Annotated in this window: 11 protein-coding genes and 3 pseudogenes; 9 read left to right on the plus strand and 5 right to left on the minus strand. The window is 45.9% G+C overall.

The genetic code is table 11. The features are described from left to right. Positions 1 to 52 precede the first annotated feature (52 nt). Entirely contained in the window at positions 53 to 1,648 is a 1,596-nt protein-coding gene (locus JG50_RS0104790; RefSeq protein ID WP_033099983.1) for a M4 family metallopeptidase, read from the plus strand. A gap of 100 nt (positions 1,649 to 1,748) precedes the next feature. Here the strand turns inward: JG50_RS0104790 and JG50_RS0104795 are convergent, their stop codons facing one another. The 3 genes and pseudogenes from JG50_RS0104795 to JG50_RS0104805 form a co-directional block, all read right to left on the minus strand. Next, the gene (locus JG50_RS0104795; protein ID WP_370589406.1) at positions 1,749 to 2,936 is read right to left on the minus strand and encodes a NupC/NupG family nucleoside CNT transporter; all 1,188 of its coding nucleotides are present in this window, start codon (positions 2,934 to 2,936) and stop codon (positions 1,749 to 1,751) included. A gap of 207 nt (positions 2,937 to 3,143) precedes the next feature. Further along, a pseudogene (locus JG50_RS18080) lies at positions 3,144 to 5,004 on the minus strand (ABC transporter ATP-binding protein). Then, positions 5,001 to 6,725, minus strand: a complete 1,725-nt coding sequence (locus tag JG50_RS0104805; RefSeq protein WP_033099984.1) for an ABC transporter ATP-binding protein — start codon at positions 6,723 to 6,725, stop codon at positions 5,001 to 5,003. The pseudogene JG50_RS18080 and the gene JG50_RS0104805 overlap by 4 nt, the downstream one beginning before the upstream one ends. A 189-nt stretch (positions 6,726 to 6,914) precedes the next feature. Here JG50_RS0104805 and JG50_RS0104810 point away from each other — a divergent pair, with 189 nt between their 5' ends. The 7 genes and pseudogenes from JG50_RS0104810 (at position 6,915) to JG50_RS18090 (ending at position 12,385) form a co-directional block, all read left to right on the plus strand. Further along, positions 6,915 to 7,232, plus strand: coding sequence for a CHY zinc finger protein (locus tag JG50_RS0104810; protein ID WP_033099985.1), 318 nt, complete (start codon positions 6,915 to 6,917; stop codon positions 7,230 to 7,232). A gap of 348 nt (positions 7,233 to 7,580) precedes the next feature. Further along, positions 7,581 to 8,141 (plus strand): class I SAM-dependent methyltransferase, encoded by a 561-nt coding sequence (locus tag JG50_RS0104815; RefSeq protein WP_033099986.1) that lies wholly within the window; start codon positions 7,581 to 7,583, stop codon positions 8,139 to 8,141. Positions 8,142 to 8,146: 5 nt separating this feature from the next. Next, positions 8,147 to 8,791: a DedA family protein gene (locus JG50_RS0104820; RefSeq protein WP_052154007.1), complete on the plus strand. Its 645-nt coding sequence runs from the start codon at positions 8,147 to 8,149 to the stop codon at positions 8,789 to 8,791. After that, positions 8,757 to 9,467: a response regulator transcription factor gene (locus JG50_RS0104825; RefSeq protein ID WP_033099987.1), complete on the plus strand. Its 711-nt coding sequence runs from the start codon at positions 8,757 to 8,759 to the stop codon at positions 9,465 to 9,467. Before JG50_RS0104820 ends, JG50_RS0104825 begins: the two co-directional genes overlap by 35 nt. 15 nt (positions 9,468 to 9,482) lie before the next feature. Further along, a complete protein-coding gene (locus JG50_RS0104830) occupies positions 9,483 to 10,919 on the plus strand; it encodes a HAMP domain-containing sensor histidine kinase (RefSeq protein ID WP_033099988.1) in 1,437 nt (478 codons plus the stop codon). A 160-nt stretch (positions 10,920 to 11,079) separates the two neighbouring features. Next, a pseudogene (locus JG50_RS18085) lies at positions 11,080 to 11,836 on the plus strand (glucose 1-dehydrogenase). A 198-nt stretch (positions 11,837 to 12,034) separates the two neighbouring features. After that, positions 12,035 to 12,385 carry an HIT family protein gene (locus tag JG50_RS18090; protein WP_309485182.1) on the plus strand — a complete coding sequence of 117 codons (351 nt, stop codon included), beginning with the start codon at positions 12,035 to 12,037 and terminating at the stop codon, positions 12,383 to 12,385. A 112-nt stretch (positions 12,386 to 12,497) separates the two neighbouring features. Here JG50_RS18090 and JG50_RS19670 read toward each other — a convergent pair whose 3' ends face one another. Next, positions 12,498 to 12,614 (minus strand): SDR family NAD(P)-dependent oxidoreductase, encoded by a 117-nt coding sequence (locus JG50_RS19670; RefSeq protein WP_152568483.1) that lies wholly within the window; start codon positions 12,612 to 12,614, stop codon positions 12,498 to 12,500. A 126-nt stretch (positions 12,615 to 12,740) separates the two neighbouring features. Here JG50_RS19670 and JG50_RS0104850 point away from each other — a divergent pair, with 126 nt between their 5' ends. Further along, entirely contained in the window at positions 12,741 to 13,232 is a 492-nt protein-coding gene (locus JG50_RS0104850; RefSeq protein WP_033099990.1) for a GNAT family N-acetyltransferase, read from the plus strand. 241 nt (positions 13,233 to 13,473) lie between these two features. Here JG50_RS0104850 and JG50_RS20625 read toward each other — a convergent pair. Further along, positions 13,474 to 13,670: pseudogene (locus JG50_RS20625) on the minus strand (hypothetical protein); the annotation flags it as partial.

Below are 13,670 nucleotides of genomic sequence, written 5' to 3' on the forward strand. Positions count from 1 at the left end.
TAAATTGTATTACCTAATCATTAAAAATTATTTAATAAAAGGAGTGAAGCCGATGAAGAAATTGGTCACTTCCGCCGGATTGGCGATGGCCCTGGTTCTCGGGACAATACCGTTTGCCAGCTCCCCGGCTCATGCCTCACCGACCGATCCGATCAAATATCACAAGCAATACAAAACCCCCACCTTTATGGGAAAATGGGATGCCCCCAGTACAAAAAACAAGCAGGATATCGTCTGGACCTATCTCAATAATAAAAAGAATCTGTTTAAAATTCGGGATAATGTCCAATCCCATTTTCAAATCATAAAGGTGCAAACAGACGAGCTGGGCATGACCCACTACCGGGTCCGTGAGGTTTACAAAGGAATTCCCGTCTACGGGTCCGATCAAACGATCCATGTGCAAAAAAACGGTGATGTTGCTTCTTACTTCGGACAGTTTATCCCCGAACTGGAAAACAAACATGTGGCCACGAAAGCCGAAATCTCCAGAGAGGAGGCAATCCGGCAAGCTGAAACCGCTTTGCAAAAAGAAGTTGGAACAATTCAAGAATTCGTTGGACAACCCTCGGCGGATCTGTATATCTATCCCTATCAGGACCAATATAAACTGACCTACCTTGTGAAAATGTCGACGGTGCAGCCGAAACCGGGATACTGGTTCTACTTTATCGATGCGACCAACGGCAGTGTCATCAATAAATTCAATGCAGCCAATGATGCCACCGGAACCGGTAAAGGCGTGCTTGGTGATACAAAAACCTTCGATGTCACCTATTCGGGCGGATACTATTATCTTGACGGCACCAGCCGGGGCATTGAAATCGCCACCTACGATGCCAAACATGTTCCGTACTATTCCCCCAATCTTCCGGGCACCTTGATCAGAAGCTCCAGCACAACCTTTAGTGATCCCGCTGCTGTCGATGCCCATGCTTATGCCGAAAGAGTTTATGATTACTATAAAAATACCTTTGGGCGCAACAGCTATGACAACAAAGGCGCACCTATCATCTCTTCTGTTCACGTCGGCAACAAGTGGAATAACGCTGCCTGGATCGGCACGCAAATGGTCTACGGAGACGGCGATGGAACCACTTTCCGCACCCTGTCCGGCGGACTTGACGTCATCGGCCATGAGTTGACCCATGCCGTAACCCAATCGACTGCCGATCTCATTTACCAAGGTGAATCCGGTGCGCTCAATGAATCGATTTCCGATATTTTCGGAGCGATGATCGATTCCGACGACTGGGATATCGGGGAAGATGTTTATACGCCGGGTATTGCGGGAGACGCTTTGCGCTCCATGTCGGATCCGACCAAATATGGCGACCCGGACAACTACGCCAATCGCTACACCGGCCCGGATGATAACGGCGGCGTGCACACCAACAGCGGAATCAACAACAAAGCTGCTTATTTGATGGCTCAGGGCGGCAGTGCATACGGTGTGCAAGTGTCGGGGATCGGACGGGCAAAAACAGCCAACATCTATTATCGCGCCCTGAACTATTATCTCTACTCCAGTTCCAATTTCTCCTCGATGCGCCAGGCTGCCATTCAAGCTGCCACCGATTTGTACGGAGCCAATTCCGCAGAGGTAAATACGGTGAAAAACGCATATTCGGCTGTCGGCGTTTATTAAACGAAGCAAGGAGCGATTCCGTTAAAGGAGTCGCTCCTTTGCTTGTGATTGAAGTCCGAAAACACAAGTCCGGGCTTCTCGTTACAGATTGGTCCAAAAATCAGAGAAAACATCCGGCGATTGTTGCAGACAAGATTGAAGCAAGCGTAGAACCATATAACAATTTCATGCCGAATCGCGCAACTTCATCAGCCCGCTTTTCATTTAAAGCTTTGACGGAACCGATAATGATTCCGATCGAACCGAAGTTGGCAAAGCTGATCAGGAAGACGGACAAGATCCCCATCGTTTTCGCCGAGAGACCGCCGGCGATCGCTTTCAAATTGATCATCGCCACGAATTCATTGGTGATCAATTTCGTTGCCATAATGCTTCCAGCTTGTACAGCATCGTGCCAGGGCACACCCATCAAAAAGGCGACCGGCGCAAAGACATATCCCAGGAGCGTTTGGAAGGTGATATGGAAAATCGCTGAGAAGATCGCGTTGATCAGCGCCATCAGCGCAATAAATCCGATGAGCATCGCAGCAACAATCACGGCAACTTTAAATCCGTCCATGATGCTTTCGCTGACGACGTCAAAAAATCCGGCTTTCCCTTCTCTGTTTGGTGTACCAGCAACGAAATCTTCTTCTTTCTTCAGCTCATAAGGATTGATGATATTGGCGATAATCAAGGCGGACAAGATGTTGAGAAAAATCGCCACAACGACATATTTTGCCGGCAACATGGTCATATAGGAACCGATGATCGACATGCTCACCGCGCTCATCGCCGATGTGCAAAGAGTATACAACCGTTTGCTGGAAACCATCCCCAGCTGCTCTTTTGTCGTCAGAAACACTTCAGATTGTCCAAGCACGGCTGAGGAAACGGCCAGGTAATTTTCCAGTTTGCCCATGCCATTGAGTTTGCTAAGTCCCAATCCCGTATACTTAATGATAAACGGAAGGATTTTAAGATAATTCAAGATCCCGATCAGCACGGAAATAAATACAATCGGGAGCAGCACATGGAGAAAAAAAGTGGACTCTCCCTTGTTTTCGATCCCACTGAAGACAAAATTAACCCCTTCCATCCCCATGTCCATCAGACGCTCAAATGTTTTGGCCACAAGACTTATAAAAATCACGCCGATCTTGGAGTGCAACAAAACAAAAGCGATAACAAACTGTGCGATCAGCATATACAGGATCGGTTTGTATCTGATTTGTTTTCGGTTGTTACTAACCACAAAAGCCAAAATAAACACCATAAGCAAACCGGTTAACAAGAAAATGATATTCACACCTATTCCTCCGTTTGTCCAACTGTGAAAGGCTTGTTCAATAGCATGCCTCTTGGTATAAATTTTCATTAAAAAATTGTAATTGTAATCGATTACAACTAACTATCATAAGCAAAAAAGTCACTGATTTGCAAATGGTAAATACAACCATGTTACAAACATACAGAAGTCGTCCTCACCCACGGAAGACGACTTCTGCAGTCAGCTTCAGATCGCTTTTTGCTGAGCGGTGGTGCCGACAAATTGACTTTGGTAGAGATCGGCATAAAGTCCCTTTTGGGCGAGGAGTTCTTCATGCCGCCCTTTTTCGATCACATTGCCGTTGTTCATCACCAGAATCAGATCAGCATTGCAAATGGTCGACAGACGATGGGCAATGACAAAACTGGTTCTCCCTTTCATCAATTCGTTCATTGCTTTTTGGATCAACACTTCAGTTCGCGTGTCGATATTGCTCGTCGCTTCATCCAAAATAAGAATGGCCGGATCTGCGAGAATGGCCCGCGCAATGGTTAAGAGCTGTTTTTGCCCTTGAGAGATATTGGAGGCTTGCTCGTTCAAAATCGTGTCATATCCATCAGGAAGAGTACGGATGAAGTGGTCGGCATGGGCAGCTTTGGCCGCTTGCACGATTTCTTCTTCGGTTGCTCCGGCACGGCCATAGGCGATATTTTCCCGGATCGTGCCGCTGAAAAGCCACGGATCCTGAAGCACCATGCCAAACATCGAACGCAGATGTTCGCGCTTCAGCCGGGTTATGTCAACACCGTCAATCGTGATTCTGCCGTCGTCCAGTTCATAGAAACGCATCAACAGATTGATCAGAGTCGTTTTTCCCGCCCCTGTCGGACCGACGATCGCGATCGTTTGCCCCTTTTTCACTTCAATATTCATATTTCTGATCAACATCGTATCTTTTTTGTAACCGAACGTCACGTTCTGGAATTGCACGTTCCCTTCCGGATCGGAAATCTCTTCCGCTTTTTCGCTGTCGGGTACTTCCTCCTGCTCATCAAGAAGTTCAAATACCCTCTCGGCAGAAGCAATCGTAGATTGAATGATATTGGAGATATTGGCCAACTGAATAATCGGTTGGGAAAACTGCCGGACATATTGAATAAATGCCTGAATATCTGATTTGGATTGCCCGTTTCGTGACGAGCACTCCGCCGACGACACAAACGAACACATAACCGATGTTGCTGATGAATCGCATAAGGGGCATGATGATGCCGGAAATAAATTGCGACTTGACGGAGGATTGATACAGTTTTTCGTTGATCCGGTCAAAGGTTTCAACCGACTTGGCTTCATGGCCAAATGCCTTTACGATCATATGCCCTGTATACATTTCCTCGACATGTCCGTTTAATTCCCCGAGCTCTTTTTGTTGCCCGGCAAAATATTTTTGTGATCGTGCGGCAATCCACTTGGTTACAATGAGGCTGAGCGGGATGGTCAGAAAAACGACCAGTGTCATCAGCGGACTGATGGTCAGCATCATCACAATTACGCCCAAAAAAGTAACAACGGACGAAACTAACTGAGTAAGGCTTTGTTGTAAAGTGCTGCTGATGTTATCCACATCATTGACAACCCGGCTCAAAATTTCCCCGTTTGTCCGCGAATCAAAAAAGCGAAGCGGCAAGCGGGCAAGCTTGTCATTTACTTCTTTCCTCAACTCATAAACGGTTTTCTGCGCCACCCCCGCCATCACGTACTGTTGCAAATAACTGAACAAACTGCTGACAATATATAGAGCAGCCAACAGCAAAACAGTATCAAGGAGATAGTGAAAATCGATAGCGGCTCCCGGTACATGATTGATCTTCTGCATTGCCCCTTCAAACAGCTTGGTCGTGGCATTCCCGATAATTTTCGGGCAGAGAATGCTGAAGGCAGTACTGAGTATCGACATTATCAAAACCACGGCCAAGCGCATCCGATACGGCTTCAAATATTTGAGCAGGCGGAAGAGCGTTCTTTTAAAATCCCTTGCTTTTTGCACCGGTATCCCCATTTGCGGACCGCTTCCTCTCCCCATGCCTCTTCCGAAATTGGCTCTCATGCGATTTCCTCCTCAGAAAGCTGGGACAAAACGATTTCCCGATAAACTTTGCAAGTATCCATCAATTCCTGGTGCTTGCCGATCCCTGCGATTTTCCCACGATCCAAGACGATGATCCGATCGGCATCCATCACCGTGCTGACCCTTTGCGCCACGATGAAGACCGTCGAATTGGCCGTTTCTTGTTTCAAAGCGGTTCGCAATTTCGCTTCGGTTTTAAAATCAAGCGCGGAAAAACTGTCGTCGAAAATATAAATCTCGGGTTTTTTCACGATGGCACGGGCGATGGTGAGCCGTTGCTTTTGCCCGCCGGAGACGTTAAGGCCTCTCTGCGCGATCACTGTCTGATACCCGTCTTGCAGCTTTGAGACAAATTCATCCGCTTGGGCAATTTCAGCCGCGCGTTTCACCTCTTCTTCCGAGGCGCTTTCCTTTCCGAAACGGATATTGTCAAGAATCGTTCCCGAGAACAGGACTGCTTTTTGCGGAACAAAACCGATTTTTTCCCGAAGCGAAGTCAGTGGCAGATCGCGGATATCCACTCCATCGATCAAAATGCTGCCGCTATCTACGTCGTAAAAACGGGGAATCAGATTGACGAGAGCTGATTTTCCCGAACCGGTGCCGCCGATGATCGCAATCGTCTCCCCGGATCTGGCACTGAAAGAGATGTTGGAAAGTGCCGGTTTTTCCGCCCCCGGAAAGCGAAAGGTCACATCCCGGAACTCAATCACTCCTTTTTTCTCTTCAGTTGCGGCCTGTTTCCCATCCTTGATGTCGGGAACAATCTCCAATACTTCGTTGATTCGGGCTGCAGAGGCGGAAGAGCGCGGAATCATGATAAACATCATGGATACCATGATCAGCGAAAACATGATTTGCATGGCATATTGAAGGAATGCCATCAGATCCCCGACTTGAATCGCGCCGCTGTCGATGCGGATTCCACCAAACCAGATGATGGCGATGGTGGAAAAATTGAGAACAAGCATCATCATCGGCATAAGGGACGCCATCAGTTGATTCACCCTGATTGCCGTTTGAATCAGGTCGGAGTTGGCTTCATCAAATCGTTTTTTTTCATGATCCGTGCGATTGAAGGAACGGATTACCCGAATTCCGGTTAACCCTTCATTTAAAATAAGATTTAATTTGTCCAGTTTAGACTGCATCGCTTGATAAAGAGGAAAACTCTTTCTGGTAATCGCAAAAATCACCATGACGAGAACGGGAACGACCGCTATAATGACAAAAGAGAGCTTGATGTCCTTGAAAACAGCCATGATCACCCCGCCGATGCACATCAGCGGAGCGCTGATCATCATGCGCAGGATCATGTTCAGCACTTGCTGAACCTGGGTAATATCATTTGTTGTTCGCGTAATCAGCGAGGCGGTCCCGAATTGATCAACCTCTTTCAATGAAAAGGCAGCCACGTGGCTGAAAACTTTACTGCGAACATCCTTGCCAAACCCTGCGGAAACTGTGGAGGACAAATAGCGGGCAACGATGGAGCAAATCATCCCTCCCGCGGCCACCAGCAACATAAAGCCGCCGATTTTCAGGATGTAGGAAATGTCTCCGTTCACAACACCCGTATCGACGATATCCGACATCAATGTAGGGAGATACAAGTCGGACAAGGCTTGCAAGAAAGTAAGAGTTACCACGATTATCAGGGACATTCGATAGGGTCGCAAAAATCGGGACAATTTCATCACTCTTGATCATCTCCGCTTCTTTTGATTTAAGCCCGGAATCGAAAAGTTAGTATCTTGTTTTATTAGGCAACCTAATCATAAAGCAGAGTCCTCTAAAGATCAATCACATTCGACGACTTTCTTTCCCGGAAAAAAGTTTTTACCATTATATATGAAACCAAGACCATTTATTATAAAGGAAGAATCGATATGAAACCCATCATCTTCGGAAAAACGATCGACCAGAAAACCCGCTGTGTACATTACCATTCTGATTTGGATATTGTCGCCATCAAATTTGCCTGTTGCGAGCGTTACTATCCTTGTTACCAATGCCATGAGGAAACGGCCGGACATCAAGCCGTTCCCTGGCCAAGGAGCCGGTTTCATGAAAAAGCGATATTATGCGGGAACTGCCAGACGGAATTGACCGTTCACGAGTATTTAAATGGAGAAGCACGCTGTCCTGAGTGCCGCCATCCTTTTAACCCCGGATGTAAAAAGCATTACCATTTCTATTTTGAATGACGCGATCGCCGCGTCATTTTTTTTATTTCCCGTTTAAGAAAAAATTAAGAATTCCTCTCCTGTTTTGCTAAGAATTTCGGTTTAACCTGTAGCTGACACCGGGGTCAGGATTTTTGGTTCATCACTCCGGCAACCCTGCGATGTTTTATCCTGTTTCAATCCTCTTTATGACTGAAATCGCTGGCGAACGATCCGGAAAAAAGTAAGTCTCAGGTCTGAGTTTGAATCCTACTTTGGCAGGTTCCGGCGGGGCTCCCGTTTCTTTATGATAGTTTGCAGCACTTTATCATGGGAATCATGAGCGCAAAAACGGATTTTCCGACCTGACACAAAAGGAGAATCAATACCATGGAAACTTTGATGCAAAGACTTCAATTTTTTCTCCGGTTTACAAAATCACCGGCTGCAATCGGCAGTGTGACACCGAGTTCAAGATTTTTGGTTCATACTTTGATAAAACCCGTGAATTGGGCCCGGGCTAAAGTAGTAGTTGAGCTGGGAGCGGGTACTGGTGTTGTTACGCTGGAAATTGAACGAAATTTAAACTCCGATGGTCAGGCAGTCATCTTTGAATCCGATCCAAAGCTGAGTCTCTGGCTTAAGCGAAATCACCCGGCGTTGATCCATTGTTCCGATGCCCGTTTCCTGGTGCAGGAACTGGAGAAACGCAGGCTGGGCCAAGCCGATGCGATTATCTCATGTCTGCCGTTTGCCAACTTTTCGGCAACCCTGAGAAGAGAGATCATGGATGGGATAAAAAACGTTCTGGCACCAAACGGTGTTTTTATCCAGTTTCAATACTCTTTACAACTGAAACCGCTTCTGCAATCTTGCTTTCAACAGGTAGACATCCAATTTGTCCCCTTTAATCTTCCGCCTGCTTTTGTCTATATCTGCCAGGGGAGGTGAGCATTTTGGAAACAGCACAACTGATTCACTGGATATCGGAATACGGCTGCTTTGCTTTATTTCTTTTTTTATGGCTGGGAATCCTGGGCGTGCCGATTCCGGATGAAGTGATTGTCATGACCGGAGGATTGGTTTCAACATACCACATTCTGCAGCCGATCCCTTCTTTCACCGTCACTTATCTCGGTGTAATTTCCGGGCTCTCAATCGGCTATATTGGCGGGAGGGTTTCCCGGAGTACGGTTTATGATAAACTTTTAAACAAGAAAAAGCTTCGAAAACACCTGATCCGCGCGGAACGATTATTGACGAAATACGGGAGTTTTGCTCTTTGTTTCAGCTATTTCACGCCGGTCATCCGCCACCTTGTCCCCTATCTCGCCGGGAGTTTGCGAATGCCTTATCCGAGGTACGCTTTATTTTCTTACGGTGCCGGCTTTGTCTGGACAGCAATTTACTTTACGGTTGGTTATCAATTTGGGGATTCCATTGCATACGTGGCGAAACTGAGCCGGGACTTGGGTCATCTCACTCTGGGAATCGCCGCCGTGATGTTTCTTCTCTTGCTCATTCGTTCCTATGCCCAGAGAAAAAATGAAAAGGAGAAAAGGATTCATGAAGCAAAACACCACCATTCTAATTGTCGATGATGATGACGAAATACGCCAGTTAATCCAGCTTTATCTGCAAAATGAAGGTTATCGGATCTTCCATGCCACCAATGGCCGGGAAGCATTGGGTCTGGCCGAACGGCATCCTGTCGACCTGATCATCCTGGATTTGATGATGCCTGAAATGGATGGCATGCAAGCCTGCATTCGCCTGCGGGAGAAGTTCCAGATGCCGATTATCATGCTGACAGCCAAAACCGGGGATATGGATAAAATTCAGGGACTCAGCATCGGAGCAGATGATTATGTGACCAAACCTTTTAATCCGTTGGAACTGGTTGCGAGAATCAAAGCGCATTTACGAAGATTTCTGCACTTCTCTCCGGCTGAGAAACAAAACGATGTGCTTCACATTCAACATGTGACGATCCGTTTGTCAACTAGACAAGTTTATGTAAATGATAAAGAAGTTTTCCTTACTCCAAAGGAGTTTGACATTCTCGTCCTGCTGGGCAAAAATCTGGGGATTGTGTTCAGCTCCGAGCAGATTTACCAGCAAGTTTGGCATGAGCCGATGACCACCTCAAACAACACCATCATGGTTCATATTCGCAAAATCCGCGAGAAAATCGAGCTGGACCCCAAGCAGCCGATAATCATTCAGACCGTATGGGGAGTCGGTTACCGGGTGCAACCCCTCTGGCATAATCAATGAATAAAGGTGGACGTGATGATCCGACGTTTTTTTGAGAAAATTTATCATAAAATAGCCGCAAGTCTTCGTGCACAATTTATCCTCTACATTCTCATCAGCATGTTGGCGGCAGCCATTGCCGTCGAACCATTTGCTTATATCAACCAGGAAAAACGCTACTATTACCCAAGCAGAGACGAATTGGAAATGGAACTGAAGAAAATAACACCGCTGATCCAACAGGCTCCACCCAGGCAGATCCGCTTTATTTTGGATGAAAAGGCAGAAGCGAGCGGAACCAAACTGCGTCTCATAAGTCAAAAGGGAACTGTTTTGGTCCGGTCAGCCAACGCAACGGAGCAGCAGATGAACCCGGCTCAAATCTTGATGAAAATTTCGCAACAGAATGAAGAACCGAGCAACGTTCCCCAGTTTCGGGAAATTTATGCTATTCATCCTTTTTATTTTCATCATCAAATCCATTATCTCGTCATAAGTAAAGAGACCCATGGCCGGCTTACGACATATTGGATAGGAAACCCTCTCTTATCTGTTGTTGTCTTCTTTCTTGTTTTTATCGTTGTCTATCTCATCCTGACACGGAGAAAATTGAAACAATTACAGGAAGTCACGGCAGGAATTTCAGAAATCGCCAAGGGAAACTTTCGTCTGCGCCTCAAGGAGCAAGGAAAAGATGAAATCGCCTTTTTGGCTGCTCATGTAAATGAAATGGCCAGGCAGCTGAAAGCAAACTGGGAGAAAGAAAGAAGAATGGAACAGGAGCGGACCGATCTGATCACGAGCATTTCCCATGACTTGCGAACTCCGCTGACTTCGGTAATCGGTTACTTGAAACTGATTCACGACCAATCGCAACTCACTCCGGACGAGATGAAAAAATATGCGGATATCGCCTTATCAAAATCGAAAAATCTGAAGCAAATGATGGACCAGTTGTTTGAGTTCACGAAAATTACGCATGACCAGTTTCAGCCCTCGTTTCAACTTATTTCGCTGAATGAACTGATCAACCAATTGCTTGAAGGAAATCACGCCATGTTAGCGTTGAATGAAATGGATGTAGAAAGAATCATCTGTAATGATCCGTTACAGGCGCAGGCAGATCCGTTTTTGCTGATCAGGATGTTTGACAATCTGATTCAAAATGCCCTGAAGTACGGAAAAAAACCAGGAAAGTTCATCATCGTAACGAAACAAGAAGACGGATATGGCGTAATAAAATTGAGCAATACTGCCGGGCAGGTAGATCGTCAAATAATCGGGCGCCTGTTTCAGATGTTTGTAACGGGTGATCCTTCCCGTTCCGAAAAGAGGTCTGGGATCGGACTGGCGATTGTCAAACGGATTGTGGATTTGCACCAAGGACAGATTGCAGCCATTCAGGAAAACGGAATGATGACCTTTGTAATTAAGCTCCCCATAACTTCATCCCGGTCCTTTACACGAAGATAGTCCCATCGCTGCATCCACGTCCTCCACTCATCAGGAAAAATAAAAATCCACGTTTTCCCCTCCGATCCCAAATGAAATATTTTAATTGAAGTGAATATGATGAGTCTCTTTACTGATCACATACAAATAAAAAATTTAATTGAGAAAAGGGGAAGAGCAAATGGAGCCATTTGTTGGCAAAGTGGCTTTAGTTACAGGTGGCGGTTCCGGAATAGGAAGAGCAACTTCATTGGCTTTTGCAAAGAAAGGAGCAAAAGTCGTTATTGCCGGACGCACAAGAGAGAAGATTGTGGAGACACAAGAAATGATTAAGAATTTGGGTGGAGAAGCCATTGCAGTTCAAGCAGATGTTTCTGCAGAGGAACAAGTCAGAGAGATGATACAAACAACCATCGATCTTTGGTCGTATCAACTTTGCATGCAACGCTGCGGGGATCGGCGGAAAACTGGCTCCTACGGCAGATGTCACAGAGGAAGATTTTGATCGTACTCTGGCAATTAACCTTAAAGGTGTCTGGCTTTGCATGAAGTATCAAATTCGTCAGATGTTAAAACAAGGATCTGGAGCAATCGTGAATATCTCTTCCATCAATGGCTTGGATGGAACTCCAAACGCAGCCATTTATTCGGCAAGCAAGAGCGGAGTTGTCAGCTTAACCAAATCCGCTGCTCTTGAATATACCAAATCCAATATTCGGATCAATGCAATATGTCCAGGGGCTGTTCATACACCGATGCTGGAGCAGGTTTTCAACATAACAGGGGTTACACCAAGTCAATATGAATCCAAAATACCAATGAATCGAATAGGAGATCCAAATGATATTGCCCATTCGGTTACTTGGTTGTGCTCAGATGAAGCGAGCTATATAACAGGACACATTATGGTGATTGACGGAGGAGTATCTGCTGGATAATCTTGATTTTACAAAATCTTAAGGAAGTAACGGTTACATGTGGTTTCGGAGAAGTTGGTGAAGATCCGCCCCATCCACTGTCCGTAACATTAATGCCCAAGCTGAACGCAAAGCAGACCGCTCTATTCTCCGGTATCTCGTTTAAGCCAATCGTAGAGGGTGTTTATATAATAAATCTGGAACAGGGGTGAGCAATATTTGAGGAACATTACCTTAGCAGACGGTCGTAAGATTATTGTTCATTGTTTAAGCTGTGCCATTGTGGAAGGAGCAGTAAAGCCAAATGGTGGCACAATCTATGAAACAAAGTTTTTTCATGCTCATCAAGATGTCGCATATCCTGTTCGAGGTCTTGTAATTTTAGCTTCAAAAAGGCATGTTAAGTGTTTAGATGAACTTACAGAAGCAGAGCTTAACGATTATATTCATACCCTCCATCTGATTCGAAAAGCACAACGTCAAGTCTTAGGGATTGAACAAGTCTACTATTTCTATAATGAAGATACTACACACCATTTTCATACATGGATGGTTCCCCGATATGATTGAATGTATAAGTTCGGCAGATCGATCGAATCAGTTCGTCCTGTACTTCTTCATGCAAGACAAGAAAGAAACTATAAAGATGAAATTGAAAAAATATTAAAAGCAATACATAGGCTCAGAGACTTTTTAAATACTTCAAATTAATAATTGAACTCCCTTTTTTGGCAAAGGCTTTGGCACAAGCGGCACCAATCCCTGAACTTGCTCCGGTAATTACCACGGTTCTTTTCATTTTCTCCCCCCTGAGAGTACCAATTTTCATTTTGAAAGTGAAACTGTAGCCTGTTTTGATTTTGTTATTGCTTAAAAAATCGGTGTTTTTTATACTGATTGAGAGTTTTCAAAAATGGAGGACAGCATGATCAATCAGTTTGAAACCGAACGCATCTTGGCCAGACCTATCCGCGAGGAAGAACTGCCCACCTTCCTCAACGTGATCCGCAGCAACCGCTTCTTTCTGCAAGTGTCGGGAGGCAGCCCAGACTATCCCCTATCCAAGCTGGAGAAAGACTGGAAAGAAGCGAACGAGAACCCTGGCGAATGTATGCTTGGTCTGTTTGAAAAGGAGACGGAAACGCCCACCGGTATCCTGACCTACCTGAAGCACAACCCCAGGGACGGCTTCCCCTGGATCGGTTTCCTCATCTTCCGGCGGGACCTGCACGGCCAAGGCCTGGGCCGCGAAGTCACCGAACACTTCCTGGATCTCACCTGCCGCCGGCTTGGCTGGACCTCCATACACCTCGGCTTCCTCAAGGTGGAGATGAAAGAACTCTTCAACCTGCCGGAAAACCATGCGGGAGAACGGGTCGTCTGGGTGATGGAGAGGGAGCTGGCTTCGCCACATTAACCAAAAGGACGGAGGGATGCACCATCCTGCCACCCGTTGGGGTGGTTGCTTTTTTATGCTACTGTGTGGTAAATCCGCGTATTTCTGTCAGTGCCTCTATTAAGGCCCCTATTTCGGCGGGGTTTTGTCTTATGATGATTGCTTAGAATAGGATTTTTTTATTTGCTGGAGGTACCCCTATTAGCGGTTATTACTTAGAGAGATTTGTTTTTTTGAATAAAATCAAGCCATAGTAGATCCACTAACCAAAATAAAAATGCAGCTTGAGTTGATAAGCAACCAGTGCCTCCACTGATACCTTTCGCTGGAATCTTTCGGCCATCCCGTAAGGGATGGGGTTGAAGGGCTTTAACCCTTCCTTCAGAAGGCGGTCTATGGGACGTTCAAAGGTTGTACCATGACAGCGTACATTAGCAATTGTTACCGCCGGTCTATAAT

It is taken from the genome of Thermoactinomyces daqus, from assembly GCF_000763315.1.
In the GTDB taxonomy this organism is placed as follows: domain Bacteria; phylum Bacillota; class Bacilli; order Thermoactinomycetales; family Thermoactinomycetaceae; genus Thermoactinomyces_A; species Thermoactinomyces_A daqus.